Origin of the sequence: Enterobacter sp. ECC-249 (assembly GCF_043965265.1) — a bacterium.
GTDB lineage: Bacteria > Pseudomonadota > Gammaproteobacteria > Enterobacterales > Enterobacteriaceae > Enterobacter > Enterobacter quasiroggenkampii.
In genome coordinates this window covers 3,763,618-3,780,418 of sequence record NZ_CP143660.1, presented here as the reverse complement: position 1 = coordinate 3,780,418, position 16,801 = coordinate 3,763,618, and the positions used below count along the sequence as shown (strand labels likewise).

The following is a 16,801-nucleotide window of genomic DNA, read 5'->3' as shown; positions in this document are numbered from 1 at the left end:
ACGTTGTCATAGCTTGTTGTGGTTTTGCACGAAAATTTTAATTTTTATATGTGAAGTTGAGGTACAGCCATGTCGACACCAGAGAACCCGTCCGTAAATTTCTTCAGTCTGTTTCGTCGGGGACAGCATTACGCAAAGACGTGGCCGATGGAAAAGCGCCTTGCGCCTATGTTCATTGAGAATCGCACCATCCGCGCCACGCGCTACGCGATTCGCTTTATGCCGCCTGTCGCTGTCTTTACGCTGTGCTGGCAGATTGCGTTGGGCGGGCAGCTTGGTCCTGCAGTCGCGACGGCGCTCTTCGCGTTAAGCCTGCCGATGCAGGGCCTGTGGTGGTTAGGTAAACGGTCCATCACCCCACTTCCCCCTTCTATTTTACACTGGTTTTATGAAGTGCGCGGAAAACTGGAGGAGGCCGGACAGGCGCTCGCCCCGGTTGAAGGCAAGCCGGATTACCAGGCGCTGGCGGACACGTTAAAGCGTGCTTTTAAGCAACTGGATAAAACATTCCTCGATGATTTGTGATTGATCATCGAAACGACGACGAAAAGAAGGCACAGTAACAATCAGTTACCGTGTCTTTTTTTTAAGTGCAATGCGCTACAGGAGTCGAATGATGGAAATGACCCATGCTCAACGTCTGATTTTGTCCAATCAGTACAAAATGATGACTATGCTTGATCCCGATAACGCTGCGCGCTACAGCCGCCTGCAAACCATCGTCGAACGCGGTTTTGGTTTGCAAATGCGCGAACTGGACCGCGAGTTTGGCGAGCTGAAAGAAGAAACCTGCCGCATCGTGATCGACATAATGGAGATGTATCACGCCCTGCACGTGTCCTGGACGAATCTCAAAGATCAACAGTCCATTGACGAGCGCCGCGTGACCTTCTTAGGCTTTGATGCCGCAACGGAAGCGCGTTATCTGAGCTATGTTCGCTTTATGGTGAATACCGAAGGGCGCTATACCCACTTTGACGCGGGCACCCACGGCTTCAACGCGCAGACCCCAATGTGGGATAAATATCAGCGTATGCTCAGCGCGTGGCACGCCTGCCCGCGTCAGTACCATTTAAGCAGCAACGAAATTCAACAAATCATTAATGCCTGACGGAGGTGCGTGTGCAGTGTAGAGGTTTTCTGTTTGATCTGGACGGTACGCTGGTGGATTCGCTGCCGGTAGTGGAGCGTTCGTGGTGCCATTGGGCAGACAGACATGGCATCGACCATCAGGACGTGCTGAATTTTATCCATGGCAAACAGGCCATCACCTCGCTACGGCACTTCCTGGCCGGACGCTCTGAGGACGAAATTCAGGCGGAGTTCAAGTATCTTGAACACATTGAAGCCACGGACACGGACGGCATAACCGCGTTACCGGGCGCACGCGAGCTGCTTGAGCATCTGAACGAGGCGCAGATCCCGTGGGCTATCGTCACCTCAGGCTCTATTCCCGTCGCCCACGCCCGTCATAAGGCGGCGGGTTTACCGAAGCCGGAAGTGTTTATCACTGCGGAGCGCGTGAAGCGCGGTAAACCGGAGCCCGACGCTTTTTTACTGGGCGCTGAGCTGCTGGGCCTCGCTCCTGAAGAGTGCGTGGTGGTGGAAGATGCGGCAGCTGGCGTTCTGGCCGGGCTGAACGCAGGGAGCCACGTTATCGCTGTTAACGTTCCGGCCGGATCTCCCCGCCTGGAGGAGGCAGACTTTGTGCTGGATTCCCTGACGGCACTGGCTGTTTCGAAAGCCGCTGACGGAGTTGTAACCGTCTCGCTAAAAGTGTAATCCCATGATATGGCCCCACATTGCTGGGGCTTTTTTATGGCAAAATTCCTCATCTTCCACTGACAAGGATAGGTTGTGAACGGTGAACTGATTTGGGTCCTGAGCCTGCTTTTAATCGCCATTATTCTTTTTGCAACGGGCAAGGTACGCATGGACGCCGTCGCCCTGTTTGTTATCGTCGCGTTTGTGCTGAGCGGTACGCTCACGTTACCGGAAGCCTTCTCCGGATTTAGCGATCCCAACGTTATCCTGATTGCCGCTCTGTTTATCATCGGGGATGGGCTGGTGCGTACCGGCGTAGCGACCATCATGGGGTCGTGGCTGGTTAAGGTGGCGGGCAGCAGCGAAACCAAAATGCTGATCTATCTGATGGTGACCGTCGCCGGGCTGGGGGCGTTTATGAGCTCCACGGGCGTGGTCGCCATCTTTATCCCGGTGGTGCTTAGCGTTTCCATGCGGATGCAGAGCTCGCCGTCGCGCCTGATGATGCCCCTGAGTTTTGCCGGTTTGATCAGCGGGATGATGACGCTGGTAGCAACGCCGCCAAACCTGGTCGTCAACAGCGAACTGATCCGGGAAGGATTTGAGGGCTTCAGCTTTTTCAGCGTCACCCCGCTTGGGCTGGTTATTCTGGTCATGGGCGTGGTCTACATGCTGCTGACCCGGTTCGCCCTGAAAGGTGAAAAACAGGACAAAAACAAAGAAGGATGGAAGCGACGCACCTTCCGCGATCTGATTAAAGAGTACCGCCTTACCGGGCGGGCGCGCCGTCTGGCTATTCGCCCCGGCTCGCCGATGGTAGGACAGCGCCTTGACGACCTGAAGCTGCGTGAGCGGTATGGCGCGAACGTGATCGGCGTAGAGCGCTGGCGTCGTTTTCGTCGGGTGATCGTCAACGTCAACGGGGTGTCGGAATTCCGCGCGCGGGACGTCCTGCTGATTGATATGTCCACCGCCGATGTGGACCTGCGCGAGTTCTGCAGCGAACAGCTGCTGGAGCCGATGGTGCTACGCGGGGAGTATTTCTCCGATCAGGCGCTGGATGTCGGCATGGCCGAAGTATCGCTCATCCCTGAATCGGAGCTGTTGGGCAAAACCGTGCGGGAAATGGGGTTCCGAACCCGCTATGGCCTGAACGTCGTGGGGCTGAAGCGCGATGGTGTAGCGATGGAAGGGGCGGTGGTGGATGAGCCGATCCTGCTGGGCGATATTTTTCTCGTCGTCGGTAACTGGAAGCTGATTAGCCAGCTAGGGCAAAAAGGGCGTGATTTTGTGGTGCTCAACATGCCTGTTGAGGAGAGCGACGCGTCGCCAGCGCACAGCCAGGCGCCCCATGCGATTTTTTGTCTGGTGCTGATGGTGGCGCTGATGCTGACCGATGAGATCCCCAATCCGGTCGCCGCAATTATCGCCTGCCTGTTGATGGGCAAATTCCGCTGCATTGACGCCGAAAGCGCCTATAAAGCCATTCACTGGCCGAGCATAATTCTCATTGTCGGAATGATGCCCTTCGCCCTGGCTCTGCAAAAAACCGGCGGGGTGGATCTGATCGTTAAAGGCTTAATGGACGTTGGCGGCGGGTATGGGCCGTACATGATGATGGTCTGTTTATTTATCATGTGCGCCACCATCGGTCTGTTTATCTCGAATACCGCGACGGCGGTTCTGATGGCGCCTATCGCGCTGGCGATGGCCAAAACCATGGGCGTGTCGCCATACCCGTTTGCGATGATGGTGGCGATGGCGGCCTCCGCGGCATTTATGACGCCGGTCTCTTCACCGGTAAACACGCTGGTGCTGGGGCCGGGGAACTATCGATTTAGCGATTTCGTGAAGCTGGGCGTGCCGTTCACCGTGCTGGTGATGGTGGTGTGCGTGGTATTGATACCGGTCCTGTTTCCGTTTTAAGCGTGAGCATAGAAACGTAGGCCGGGTAAGGCGAAGCCGCCACCCGGCGAAAAATTACAACGGCGAATCCTGGCTGATCTCATCCAACGATAAATGGAAGCTCGGTACAAACACCTGCATAAAGTAATCCATCTCTTCGCTGCGGCGGGATTCCAGCGTTTTTTCCAGGCGCGTTTTCGCCAGCAAAAATTCGTTATTCCCTGCGGACAGCTCTTCGAGACACTTCAGATAGGCACAAAGCGCGTCCGCCTGCTTGACCAGCGACTTTTCATCTTCCGTGTACTGATGCTCATCGATGAGCGGCTCAAAGATGTCGCGCAGCTCTTCCGGCACCATCTCAATCAGCTTCTGCTGGGCAATTTTCTCGATGGCCTTATATTCCTGCGCAATCTGCGAGTTGAAATATTTCACCGGCGTAGGCAGATCGCCGGTCAGCACTTCTGACGCATCATGGTACATCGCCAGCAGTGCAATGCGCTCTGGATTGACCTGACCGTTGAACTTGCGGTTTTTAATGGCGGCCAGCGCGTGAGCAACCATCGCAACCTGCAGGCTGTGCTCTGACACATTTTCCGTGCGGACATTGCGCATCAGCGGCCAGCGGTTGATGAGTTTCAGGCGGGATAGGTGGGCAAAGAAATGACTCTGACTCATAGGTTACCTTTTGTCTTCACTGCGACAGGCGTTCATTGTGCGGGGAGGGGAGGGAAGATGCAAATTTGCAGGTTTTGAAGGCCGGGTAAGCGCAGCGCCACCCGGCCGAAAGACAACGTTACTGATGGTATCCGGAGAGGAAGCGCCCGAAGCGGCTGATGGCCATTTCGAGGTCATCTTCGCGCGGCAGCGTCACGATACGCACGTGATCCGGCCACGGCCAGTTAAACGCCGTCCCCTGAACCAGCAGCACTTTTTCCTGCAGCAGGAAATCGAGCACCATTTTCTGGTCGTCGTGAATATTGAAGCGCTTCGCGTCAATTTTCGGGAACATATAGAGCGCCCCGTTCGGCTTCACGCAGGAGACGCCCGGGATATCGTTGATCAGTTCCCACGCGCGGTTACGCTGTTCGTACAGGCGACCACCGGGCACGATAAACTCGCTAATGCTCTGATAGCCGCCGAGTGCGGTCTGGATCGCGTGCTGTGCCGGAACGTTGGCGCATAAACGCATGGAAGCCAGCATCTCCAGCCCTTCAATATAGCCTTTGGCGTGCTTTTTCGGACCGTTCAGTACCATCCAGCCCTGACGGAAACCGGCCACGCGGTAGGTTTTGGACAGGCCGTTAAAGGTGACGGTCAGCAGGTCCGGGGCCAGCGCGGCGATGGAGTGGTGCTGCGCCGCGTCGTACAGAATCTTGTCGTAAATTTCGTCGGCGAAGATGATCAGGTTGTGCTGACGCGCCAGCTCGACGATCTCCATCAGCAGCTCTTTTGAGTAGACCGCGCCCGTCGGGTTGTTCGGGTTAATAATGACGATACCGCGCGTGCGGGGCGTAATTTTTGCGCGAATATCATCGAGGTCCGGGAACCAGTCGGAGGATTCGTCGCACAGATAGTGCACCGCTTTACCGCTGGACAGCGACACGGCAGCCGTCCATAGCGGATAGTCCGGCGCAGGGACCAGCATTTCGTCCCCGCTGTTCAGCAGCGCCTGCATCGCCTGCACGATCAGTTCGGAGACGCCGTTGCCGATATAGATATCTTCAACGGTAACATCACGCATACCGCGTGCCTGGTAGTGCTGCATGATGGCCTTACGTGCAGAGTAAAGTCCTTTTGAATCGCAATAGCCTTGTGCAGTGGGAAGGTTGCGGATCACATCAACCAGAATTTCATCCGGCGCTTCAAAACCAAATGGCGCAGGGTTACCAATGTTGAGTTTCAGAACCTTGTTGCCTTCTTCTTCAAGGCGTTTTGCCTCTTTCAGAACCGGGCCGCGGATGTCATAACAGACGTTATCTAGCTTGCTGGATTTTTCGATAGGGGACATGAACCTTTAACCTTTTCGCTATTATTGCCGCTCCCTGCCGTGGAAGTCAGCACGGAATAATGTACTCCCCCCTCGCTTCGTTTTGAAGGGTGTGCAGTAGAAGATTTTGTGCGGGGTACAAATTTTTGATGAATCTTTTTCGCTGCGGGTACGCTTTTTCACTGTCTTAAAGTTGTGCGCATGGCGAGAGCTTAGGTTAAATGTGCTATTCATTTACCAAAATACTGTATAATGTGCTGTTGAAAATAAGTGGTGAGCCAGACAGCGGTGGCAGTCACCCTGAGTGATTTTTCGTAAAACCTGAATGCTCGATACCTGTTTCTGTAATAGCATACTGTGGATAAAAGTTACCCATGTGAAATTAATGTTAAGTGGCATTAATGAATGGTCTTAATCTAAATTAAAATTTATTTATTATTAACCTATAAAATGCAACTTTAGTTAATTTTAATAAAATTAGTTTAGAAGCTTAACATTCTTCTTTAATCCTTAATATTGCAATAAGACTTATAAATAAAGTGGATTTGGGTTAAGATGTCTTCCAGGAAAGCAGAGGGCAGATGCACGTTTTTTGTATATCTGACCCTGGTTTTCCGTATTAATTGATTGTTATTGTTAGAGTTATCTCTGGCTGGAATGTGTCGCACATCTCCTGCTACGTTGACAGCGCTGCGATACAGATGGCAGAAAAGGTGTTATACCTTTAATGTAATTTACATAAACCTGCGAACATCTAAATATCCTGAACGTTTAAGAGAATAAAAATAACGTCATGAAACGTGCTTTCTGACTGTTGATATAAAGCAGCACAATAACTATCTGTCAGGCAGTCTGCCGGGCCGGGATGCGAGGGAAAATCTTCAGAGGGAATTGCTTAACTGTACACACACAGCTTCAACCCGGGCAGCTCCGCACGAGCAACCTGAAAGTGAATAGATATGATAAATGCAAATCGTCCGATAATGAATCTCGACCTCGATCTGCTGAGAACGTTTGTTGCGGTCGCCGATCTCAACACTTTTGCAGCAGCTGCTGCCGCCGTTTGCCGAACTCAGTCCGCCGTCAGCCAGCAAATGCAGCGGCTGGAGCAACTGGTTGGTAAAGAGCTTTTTGCGCGTCATGGGCGTAATAAGCTTTTAACGGAACACGGTATTCAGCTTCTGGGTTATGCCAGGAAAATTCTTCGCTTTAATGATGAAGCATGTATGTCATTAATGTTTAGCAACCTACAAGGGGTGCTAACGTTAGGTGCATCTGATGAGTCGGCGGATACTATATTGCCGTTTCTTCTCAATCGAATTAGCTCGGTTTATCCGAAGCTTGCGCTGGACGTGAGCGTAAAGCGCAATGCTTTTATGGTTGAGATGTTAAATGAGAATAAAGTCGACCTGGTGGTGACTACGCATCGTCCCGGGCAGTTTGATTGCCTGACGCTGCGCACATCGCCTACGCACTGGTATTGCGCAGCCGAATACGTGCTGCAAAAAGGCGAGCCGGTTCCCCTGGTCTTACTGGATGATCCGAGCCCTTTCCGCGATATGGTGCTCACGGCGCTGAATGAGGCCAATATTCCGTGGCGTCTGGCGTATGTGGCGTCCACGCTGCCAGCGGTCCGTGCCGCCGTGAAGGCTGGTCTGGGTGTAACGGCCCGTCCGGTAGAGATGATGAGCCCCGATCTGCGCGTTCTTGGCAAATCCGATGGCCTGCCTGCGCTGCCGGATACTGAGTATCTGCTCTGCCATAATTCGTCCAGTCATAACGAGTTGGCCAAAGTGGTGTTCGAGGCGATGGAAAACTACCATAACCCTTGGCAGTTCGAGCGCGTTACCTCCGAAGGGGGGGATGACTCCCTGATCGTTGAAGGGGATTTTGAGTGATCGCCAGCTCAGAATTCTGGTAACAAAATGTAAGTGTAAAAAAAAGCCACTCGTGTGATTTTCACATGCAGTGGCTTTTTTTTAGCAGAAATATCCGCTTATGGCGTATGGGTTTTCAGGATACTTCATATTTATCAACATGCTAAATGCTTTTGCTTAAATCTTGTCCATTTTCCGTTCTAACTTCATCCACATCCCTCCTATGTTAAAAAAACAGGAAATATGTTGCCGTTTTCCTGGTTGAATTAACAAAAGCGTGTCACAGATCAAGAAAATACTCCTATTTGGGGGGAGGAATCGTTGGCAAATCCTGTCAAAATAGGAGGGTTATTTTTTTTACTTCCGAAACGGACACGATTCAACAACATACATTTGACGGAAAGTCATGCACCCACCAGGGTTAAAGGGCACCAAATGTTAATGAGAATCGCTCGATGTAATTTAATGTGAAGAAACCTTTGTTAAAGTTGACAATAGGTTATAGAAAGGAGTAAAAAACCCCATCATTTTGCTGTCTACGTCTCATTTCTGACAGTTAGTGTAAGGTTATTTGTTCCTCCCCATGAATCGATGTGATGCCCATCTGCCAGCAAGAGCAGTGTCGTTGGTATCACTTTTGATGAGTAAGCAATGAGTATGTCAACATCCACAGAAGTCATCGCTCATCACTGGGCATTCGCAATCTTTCTTATTGTAGCCATTGGCCTGTGCTGCCTGATGTTAGTCGGCGGCTGGTTCCTGGGCGGTCGCGCCCGTGCAAGGCACAAAAACACACCTTTCGAATCAGGTATTGATTCAGTAGGTACCGCTCGCTTACGCCTGTCTGCCAAGTTTTACCTGGTAGCCATGTTCTTCGTCATCTTCGACGTGGAAGCGCTTTACCTTTTCGCATGGTCAACGTCCATACGCGAAAGTGGTTGGGTGGGCTTTGTCGAGGCCGCAATTTTCATTTTAGTGCTACTGGCCGGTCTGGTTTATCTGGTGCGTATTGGCGCGCTTGACTGGACGCCTGCGCGTTCACGTCGTGAACACATCAACCCGGAAAACAGTATCTCTAATCGTCAGCAGTAACAGCGAGGCAATAAGATGGATTATACGCTCACCCGCATAGATCCTAACGGTGAGAATGACCGTTACCCCCTACAAAAACAGGAGATCGTAACCGACCCCCTGGAGCAAGAAGTCAATAAAAGCGTGTACATGGGCAAACTCGAACATGCCATGCACGATATGGTCAACTGGGGTCGTAAGAACTCCATCTGGCCTTACAACTTTGGCCTTTCTTGCTGCTACGTTGAAATGGTGACGTCATTCACTGCGGTGCATGACGTTGCGCGTTTTGGGGCAGAGGTACTGCGTGCTTCCCCACGTCAGGCTGACCTGATGGTGGTAGCCGGTACCTGCTTTACCAAGATGGCACCTGTTATTCAGCGTCTTTATGACCAGATGCTGGAGCCAAAATGGGTTATCTCCATGGGCGCATGTGCTAACTCTGGCGGTATGTACGACATCTATTCCGTCGTACAGGGCGTAGATAAATTTATCCCAGTGGATGTGTACATCCCGGGTTGTCCGCCTCGTCCGGAAGCCTACATGCAGGCGCTGATGCTGCTGCAGGAGTCCATCGGTAAAGAACGTCGCCCACTGTCGTGGGTCGTTGGCGATCAGGGTGTGTATCGCGCGAACATGCAGTCTGAGCGCGAGCGTAAACGTGGTGAACGTATTGCCGTCACCAATCTGCGTACGCCTGACGAAATTTAATTTGCGCCTGTAGGCCTGGAGAACACCTTCGCATATCACTACTCAAATAGCGCGAAGCCAGGCTCAACAGTCACCACGGACCATTTGCAATGGTGAACAATATGACCGACTTAACCGCGCAAGAAGCCGCCTGGCAGACCCGGGATCATCTGGATGACCCAGTCATTGGCGAACTGCGCAACCGTTTTGGGCCGGATGCCTTTACTGTTCAGGCTACCCGCACCGGGGTACCCGTTGTTTGGGTGAAGCGTGAACAATTGCTGGAAGTTGTCGATTTCCTCAAGAAATTGCCAAAACCGTACGTCATGCTGTTTGACTTACACGGCATGGACGAACGTCTCAGAACACACCGCCAGGGTCTCCCTGCTGCGGATTTTTCCGTTTTCTACCACCTGATCTCAATAGACCGTAATACGGATATCATGCTCAAGGTGGCATTGTCTGAAAACGACATGCATCTGCCGACGATCACCAAACTTTTCCCGAACGCCAACTGGTACGAGCGTGAAACCTGGGAAATGTTCGGCATGACATTTGACGGCCACCCGCACCTGACGCGCATCATGATGCCGCAGACCTGGACAGGCCACCCGCTGCGTAAAGATTACCCGGCACGTGCGACCGAATTCGATCCGTTTGAGCTGACCAAAGCCAAGCAGGATCTGGAGATGGAAGCGCTGACCTTCAAACCGGAAGACTGGGGCATGAAGCGCGGCACCGACAACGAGGACTTCATGTTCCTCAACCTCGGTCCAAACCACCCGTCTGCGCACGGTGCATTCCGTATTATTCTTCAGCTCGATGGCGAAGAGATTGTCGACTGCGTGCCTGACATCGGTTACCACCACCGTGGTGCTGAGAAGATGGGCGAGCGTCAGTCCTGGCACAGCTACATTCCGTATACCGACCGTATCGAGTACCTCGGCGGCTGCGTCAACGAAATGCCATACGTGCTGGCCGTTGAGAAACTGGCGGGTATCGTTACGCCGGATCGCGTTAACGTGATTCGCGTTATGCTGTCAGAACTGTTCCGTATCAACAGCCACCTGCTGTACATCTCCACGTTCATTCAGGACGTCGGCGCGATGACCCCGGTCTTCTTCGCCTTTACCGACCGTCAGAAAATCTACGATCTGGTAGAAGCCATTACCGGTTTCCGTATGCACCCGGCCTGGTTCCGTATCGGCGGTGTGGCACACGATCTGCCGCGCGGCTGGGACCGTCTGCTGCGTGAATTCCTCGACTGGATGCCGAAACGTCTGGCGTCTTACGAGAAAGCCGCGCTGCGCAACACCATCCTGAAAGGCCGTTCCCAGGGCGTTGCTGCCTACGGCGCGAAAGAAGCGCTGGAGTGGGGGACGACAGGTGCAGGTCTGCGTGCGACCGGTATTGATTTCGACGTGCGTAAAGCCCGTCCTTACTCTGGCTATGAGAACTTCGACTTTGAAGTCCCGGTGGGCGGCGGTGTTTCCGACTGCTACACCCGCGTGATGCTAAAAGTAGAAGAGCTGCGCCAGAGTCTGCGCATCCTTGAGCAGTGCCTCAACAACATGCCGGAAGGCCCGTTCAAGGCGGATCACCCGCTGACGACGCCGCCGCCGAAAGAGCGCACGCTGCAACATATCGAAACCCTGATCACCCACTTCCTGCAGGTTTCCTGGGGTCCGGTCATGCCGGCGCAAGAATCCTTCCAGATGATTGAAGCGACCAAGGGTATTAACAGTTACTACCTGACCAGTGACGGCAGCACCATGAGCTACCGTACCCGCGTGCGTACGCCGAGCTTTGCGCACCTGCAGCAGATCCCGTCCGCCATCCGCGGCAGTCTGGTCTCCGACCTGATTGTGTATCTGGGTAGTATCGATTTTGTTATGTCAGATGTGGACCGCTAATTATGCACGAGAATCAACAACCACAAACCGAGGCTTTTGAGCTGAGTGAAGCAGAACGTGCCGCTATTGAGCACGAGATGCACCACTACGAAGACCCGCGTGCGGCGTCCATTGAAGCGCTGAAAATCGTACAGAAACAGCGTGGTTGGGTGCCGGATGGGGCGATCTATGAGATCGCGAAAGTGCTGGGTATTCCGGCAAGTGACGTAGAAGGCGTAGCCACGTTCTACAGCCAGATCTTCCGTCAGCCGGTTGGCCGCCATGTGATCCGCTACTGTGACAGCGTTGTCTGCCACATCACCGGTTATCAGGGCATTCAGGCTGCGATTGAGAAGAAGCTCAATATCAAGCCGGGCCAGACCACGTTCGATGGACGCTTTACTCTGCTGCCAACCTGCTGCCTGGGTAACTGCGACAAGGGGCCGACCATGATGATTGATGAGGACACTCACAGCCATCTGACGCCGGAAGCGATTCCTGACCTGCTGGAGCAGTACAAATGAAAACTGTAATTCGTACTGCTGAGACGCATCCGCTGACCTGGCGTCTGCGCGATGACAAACAGCCGGTATGGCTCGACGAATACCAGAGCAAAAACGGCTATGCCGGTGCGCGTAAAGCCCTCGGCGGTATGGCGCCGGATGACATCGTTAATGCGGTGAAAGACTCCGGCCTGAAAGGGCGCGGCGGTGCGGGCTTCTCCACCGGTCTGAAGTGGAGCCTGATGCCGAAAGACGAATCCATGAACATCCGTTACCTGCTGTGTAACGCCGATGAAATGGAGCCGGGCACCTACAAAGACCGCCTGCTGATGGAGCAGCTGCCGCACCTGCTGGTGGAAGGCATGCTAATCTCCGCGTTTGCGCTGAAAGCGTACCGTGGCTACATCTTCCTGCGCGGTGAGTACATCGAAGCGGCGGAAAACCTGCGTCGCGCGATTGCCGAAGCCACCGAAGCGGGCCTGCTGGGTAAAAACATCCTGGGCACCGGGTTTGACTTCGAACTGTTCGTGCACACCGGGGCAGGGCGTTATATCTGCGGTGAAGAAACCGCGCTGATTAACTCCCTGGAAGGTCGCCGCGCGAACCCGCGTTCCAAGCCACCGTTCCCGGCAAGCTCCGGCGTATGGGGTAAACCGACCTGCGTAAACAACGTTGAAACCCTGTGTAACGTTCCGGCTATCCTCGCGAACGGCGTGGAGTGGTATCAGGGCATCTCCTCAAGCAAAGATGCCGGTACCAAGCTGATGGGCTTCTCCGGTCGCGTTAAAAATCCTGGCGTCTGGGAACTGCCGTTCGGTACCACCGCACGCGAAATTCTTGAAGATTATGCCGGCGGCATGCGCGATGGCCTGAAATTCAAAGCCTGGCAGCCGGGTGGGGCAGGGACAGACTTCCTGACCGAAGCCCACCTTGATCTGCCAATGGAATTCGAAAGCATTGGTAAAGCAGGCAGCCGTCTTGGTACGGCGCTGGCGATGGCCGTCGACCACGAGATCGGCATGGTCTCGCTGGTGCGTAACCTGGAAGAGTTCTTCGCCCGTGAGTCCTGCGGCTGGTGTACACCGTGCCGCGATGGTCTGCCGTGGAGCGTGAAGATTCTGCGTGCAATCGAACGTGGCGAAGGCCAGCCTGGCGATATCGAAACACTTGAGCAACTGTGTCGATTCTTAGGCCCGGGTAAAACCTTCTGTGCCCACGCACCGGGTGCCGTCGAACCTCTGCAGAGCGCGATCAAATATTTCCGCGACGAGTTCGAAGCAGGCATCAAGCAGCCGTTCAGCAATACCCATGCGATTAATGGGATTCAGCCGAACCTGCTTAAAGCGCGCTGGTAACGACAAGAATTTTGATTAACGCTCGGTTTCGACCGAGCCAACTGGAAGCATGCTAATGGCTACGATTCATGTAGACGGCAAAGAATACGAAGTCAACGGGGCGGACAACCTGCTGGAAGCTTGTCTGTCTCTTGGCCTCGATATTCCGTACTTTTGCTGGCATCCGGCGCTGGGCAGCGTCGGTGCTTGCCGCCAGTGTGCGGTGAAGCAATATCAAAACGCGGAAGACACGCGTGGTCGCCTGGTGATGTCCTGTATGACGCCAGCCACCGAAGGCACCTTTATTTCGATTGATGACGAAGAAGCCAAACAGTTCCGCGAAAGCGTGGTGGAGTGGTTGATGACCAACCACCCGCACGACTGTCCGGTTTGTGAAGAGGGCGGTAACTGCCACCTTCAGGATATGACCGTGATGACCGGTCACAGCTTCCGTCGCTATCGCTTTACCAAGCGTACCCACCGTAACCAGGATCTGGGGCCGTTCATCTCTCACGAAATGAACCGCTGCATCGCCTGCTATCGCTGCGTGCGTTACTACAAAGACTATGCAGACGGTCAGGATCTGGGCGTGTATGGCGCGCATGACAACGTCTACTTCGGTCGTCCGGAAGACGGCGTGCTGGAGAGCGAATTCTCCGGTAACCTGGTAGAAATCTGCCCGACCGGCGTCTTCACGGATAAAACCCACTCCGAGCGTTACAACCGTAAATGGGACATGCAGTTTGCGCCAAGCATCTGCCAGCAGTGTTCCCTCGGCTGTAACACCAGCCCGGGTGAGCGTTACGGCGAACTTCGTCGTATCGAAAACCGCTACAACGGTACCGTTAACCACTACTTCCTGTGCGACCGCGGTCGTTTCGGCTATGGCTATGTGAACCTGAAAGACCGTCCGCGTCAGCCGGTTCAGCGCCGTGGCGACGACTTCATTACCCTGAACGCTGAACAGGCGATGCAGGGCGCGGCAGATATTCTGCGCCAGTCGAAGAAGGTTATCGGTATCGGCTCCCCGCGCGCCAGCATCGAAAGCAACTTCGCGCTGCGCGAGCTGGTCGGGGCGGAAAACTTCTATACCGGCATCGCCCAGGGCGAGCAGGAACGTCTGCAGCTGGTACTGAAAGTGCTGCGTGAAGGCGGTATCCATTCCCCTGCGCTGCGCGAAATCGAATCCTATGATGCGGTCCTGGTGCTGGGTGAAGACCTGACCCAGACCGGCGCACGCGCGGCTCTGGCGGTTCGTCAGGCGGTGAAGGGTAAAGCACGTGAAATGGCGGCGGCGCAGAAAGTGGCTGACTGGCAGATTGCGGCGATCCTGAACATCGGTCAGCGCGCGAAGCATCCTCTGTTTGTGACCAACGTCGACAATACCCGTCTGGACGATATCGCGGCGTGGACCTACTGCGCACCGGTTGAAGATCAGGCGCGTCTTGGTTTTGCCATTGCCCACGCGCTGGACAACAACTCACCGGCCGTTGAGCTGGATCGCGACCTGCAAAACAAGGTCGACGTGATTGTTCAGGCCCTGGCCGGTGCGAAGAAACCGCTGATTATTTCCGGTACCAACGCCGGTAGCGCAGAGATCATTCAGGCCGCAGCCAACGTGGCCAAAGCCCTGAAAGGCCGCGGTGCGGACGTCGGTGTGACCATGATTGCCCGTGCGGTAAACAGCATTGGCCTGGGCATGATCGGCGGCGGCTCGCTGGAAGCCGCGTTAAGCGAACTGGAATCCGGTGCCGCTGACGCCGTGGTGGTGCTGGAAAACGACCTGCATCGCCACGCCTCTGCCGCTCGCGTTGACGCCGCGCTCTCCAAAGCGCCGCTGGTGATGGTGATTGACCATCAGCGCACCGCGATTATGGACAAAGCGCACCTGGTGCTCTCTGCGGCAAGCTTCGCAGAAAGCGACGGTACCGTTATCAACAACGAAGGCCGCGCGCAGCGTTTCTTCCAGGTTTATGACCCGGCTTACTACGACAGCAACACCGTGATGCTGGAAAGCTGGCGCTGGCTGCACTCCCTGCACAGCACCGTGCAGAGCCGTGAAGTGGACTGGACGCAGCTCGACCACGTTATCGACGCGGTGGTGGAAAAACTGCCTCAGCTGGCAGGCATTAAAGATGCCGCGCCTGAAGCAAGCTTCCGCATTCGCGGTCAGAAACTGGCACGTGAACCGCACCGTTACAGCGGCCGTACCGCAATGCGCGCCAATATCAGCGTGCACGAACCGCGCCAGCCGCAGGATAAAGACACCATGTTCGCCTTCTCCATGGAAGGGAACAACCAGCCGTCTGCACCGCGTTCGCAAATCCCGTTCGCATGGGCACCGGGCTGGAACTCCCCGCAGGCATGGAACAAGTTCCAGGCTGAAGTGGGCGGCTCCCTGCGCCACGGCGATCCGGGCGTGCGTCTGATTGAAGCTTCCGAAACCGGTCTGGACTTCTTCACCACCGTACCGGCAAGCTTCCAGGCGCAGGACGGTAGCTGGCGTATTGCCCCGTACTACCATCTGTTCGGTAGCGACGAGCTCTCCCAGCGTTCACCGGTCTTCCAGACCCGTATGCCGCAGCCGTACATCAAGCTTAACCCGGCAGATGCCGCGAAGCTTGGCGTTAACGCGGGTGCGAACATCGCCTTCAGCTATGACGGCCAGACCATCAGCCTGCCGCTGATTATTTCTGAAAGTCTGACAGCAGGGCAGGTCGGTCTGCCGATGGGTATGCCTGGCATCGCGCCGGTTCTGGCGGGTGCGCGTCTTGATAATCTGCAGGAGGCAAAAGCATGAGTTGGTTAACGCCGGATCTTATCGACATCCTGCTGAGCATTCTGAAAGCGATTGTTATCCTGCTGGTGGTGGTCACCTGCGGCGCGTTCATGAGCTTTGGTGAACGTCGTCTGCTCGGTCTGTTCCAGAACCGTTACGGACCGAACCGCGTGGGCTGGGGTGGTTCACTCCAGCTGGTCGCGGACATGATCAAGATGTTCTTTAAAGAGGACTGGATCCCGCGCTTCTCGGATCGCGTGATCTTTACTCTGGCACCGATGATCGCCTTCACCTCGCTGCTGCTGGCGTTTGCTATCGTGCCGGTCAGCCCGACCTGGGTGGTCGCTGACCTGAACATCGGCATTCTGTTCTTCCTGATGATGGCAGGCCTCGCGGTTTACGCGGTCCTGTTCGCAGGCTGGTCCAGTAACAACAAATACTCGCTGCTGGGTGCGATGCGTGCTTCCGCGCAGACCCTGAGCTACGAAGTGTTCCTGGGTCTCTCCCTGATGGGCGTGGTGGCGCAGGCCGGTTCATTCAACATGACCGACATCGTCAACAACCAGGCCGACATCTGGAACGTTATTCCGCAGTTCTTTGGGTTTATTACCTTTGCCATCGCGGGCGTGGCAGTGTGTCACCGTCATCCGTTTGACCAGCCAGAAGCCGAACAGGAACTGGCCGACGGTTACCACATCGAATATTCCGGTATGAAATTCGGTCTGTTCTTCGTGGGCGAGTACATCGGTATCGTCACCATTTCCGCGTTGATGGTAACGCTGTTCTTCGGTGGCTGGCATGGCCCGTTCTTACCGCCGTTCATCTGGTTCGCGCTGAAAACCGCGTTCTTCATGATGATGTTCATTTTGATTCGCGCAGCGTTACCGCGTCCGCGTTATGACCAGGTAATGTCCTTCGGCTGGAAAGTGTGCCTGCCGCTGACGCTCGTCAACTTGTTGGTAACGGCCGCTGTCATTCTCTGGCAGCAGCCATAAGGGG

General features: G+C 54.6%; 14 protein-coding genes. 12 read left to right on the top strand and 2 right to left on the bottom strand.

The features are described from left to right. Positions 1-69: 69 nt before the first annotated feature. The 4 genes from yfbV (at position 70) to V1587_RS17950 (ending at position 3,690) form a co-directional block, all read left to right on the top strand. On the top strand, positions 70-525 hold the full coding sequence (gene yfbV, locus V1587_RS17965) for a terminus macrodomain insulation protein YfbV (protein ID WP_023312543.1): 456 nt from the start codon (positions 70-72) through the stop codon (positions 523-525). 91 nt (positions 526-616) lie between these two features. Further along, positions 617-1,111: a YfbU family protein gene (locus V1587_RS17960; protein WP_008502874.1), complete on the top strand. Its 495-nt coding sequence runs from the start codon at positions 617-619 to the stop codon at positions 1,109-1,111. A gap of 11 nt (positions 1,112-1,122) precedes the next feature. After that, positions 1,123-1,782 carry a sugar phosphatase gene (locus V1587_RS17955; RefSeq protein ID WP_371897336.1) on the top strand — a complete coding sequence of 220 codons (660 nt, stop codon included), beginning with the start codon at positions 1,123-1,125 and terminating at the stop codon, positions 1,780-1,782. A gap of 75 nt (positions 1,783-1,857) precedes the next feature. Next, entirely contained in the window at positions 1,858-3,690 is a 1,833-nt protein-coding gene (locus V1587_RS17950) for an SLC13 family permease (protein WP_371897335.1), read from the top strand. 54 nt (positions 3,691-3,744) lie between these two features. Here V1587_RS17950 and yfbR read toward each other — a convergent pair whose 3' ends face one another. Then, entirely contained in the window at positions 3,745-4,344 is a 600-nt protein-coding gene (gene yfbR, locus V1587_RS17945) for a 5'-deoxynucleotidase (protein ID WP_090419955.1), read from the bottom strand. Between the two features lie 118 nt (positions 4,345-4,462). Continuing rightward, on the bottom strand, positions 4,463-5,677 hold the full coding sequence (gene alaA / locus V1587_RS17940; protein ID WP_008500204.1) for an alanine transaminase AlaA: 1,215 nt from the start codon (positions 5,675-5,677) through the stop codon (positions 4,463-4,465). Positions 5,678-6,615: 938 nt separating this feature from the next. Between alaA and lrhA the strand changes: the two genes are divergently transcribed. The 8 genes from lrhA (at position 6,616) to nuoH (ending at position 16,797) form a co-directional block, all read left to right on the top strand. Then, entirely contained in the window at positions 6,616-7,554 is a 939-nt protein-coding gene (gene lrhA / locus V1587_RS17935; protein WP_021241557.1) for a transcriptional regulator LrhA, read from the top strand. A gap of 630 nt (positions 7,555-8,184) precedes the next feature. Continuing rightward, complete coding sequence (gene nuoA / locus V1587_RS17930) at positions 8,185-8,625, top strand: NADH-quinone oxidoreductase subunit NuoA (protein ID WP_006176516.1); 441 nt, start codon at positions 8,185-8,187, stop codon at positions 8,623-8,625. A gap of 15 nt (positions 8,626-8,640) precedes the next feature. Next, positions 8,641-9,315 (top strand): NADH-quinone oxidoreductase subunit NuoB, encoded by a 675-nt coding sequence (gene nuoB, locus V1587_RS17925; RefSeq protein ID WP_003861482.1) that lies wholly within the window; start codon positions 8,641-8,643, stop codon positions 9,313-9,315. A gap of 89 nt (positions 9,316-9,404) precedes the next feature. After that, positions 9,405-11,207, top strand: a complete 1,803-nt coding sequence (nuoC, locus tag V1587_RS17920; RefSeq protein WP_023312537.1) for an NADH-quinone oxidoreductase subunit C/D — start codon at positions 9,405-9,407, stop codon at positions 11,205-11,207. Positions 11,208-11,209: 2 nt separating this feature from the next. Beyond that, on the top strand, positions 11,210-11,710 hold the full coding sequence (nuoE, locus tag V1587_RS17915) for an NADH-quinone oxidoreductase subunit NuoE (RefSeq protein WP_006176513.1): 501 nt from the start codon (positions 11,210-11,212) through the stop codon (positions 11,708-11,710). After that, positions 11,707-13,044, top strand: coding sequence for an NADH-quinone oxidoreductase subunit NuoF (gene nuoF, locus V1587_RS17910; RefSeq protein ID WP_023312536.1), 1,338 nt, complete (start codon positions 11,707-11,709; stop codon positions 13,042-13,044). The genes nuoE and nuoF overlap by 4 nt, the downstream gene beginning before the upstream one ends. Positions 13,045-13,099: 55 nt before the next feature. Next, positions 13,100-15,823 (top strand): NADH-quinone oxidoreductase subunit NuoG, encoded by a 2,724-nt coding sequence (gene nuoG / locus V1587_RS17905; RefSeq protein ID WP_371897334.1) that lies wholly within the window; start codon positions 13,100-13,102, stop codon positions 15,821-15,823. Next, on the top strand, positions 15,820-16,797 hold the full coding sequence (nuoH, locus tag V1587_RS17900) for an NADH-quinone oxidoreductase subunit NuoH (protein WP_008500211.1): 978 nt from the start codon (positions 15,820-15,822) through the stop codon (positions 16,795-16,797). The genes nuoG and nuoH overlap by 4 nt, the downstream gene beginning before the upstream one ends. The last annotated feature ends 4 nt before the right edge of the window (positions 16,798-16,801 follow it).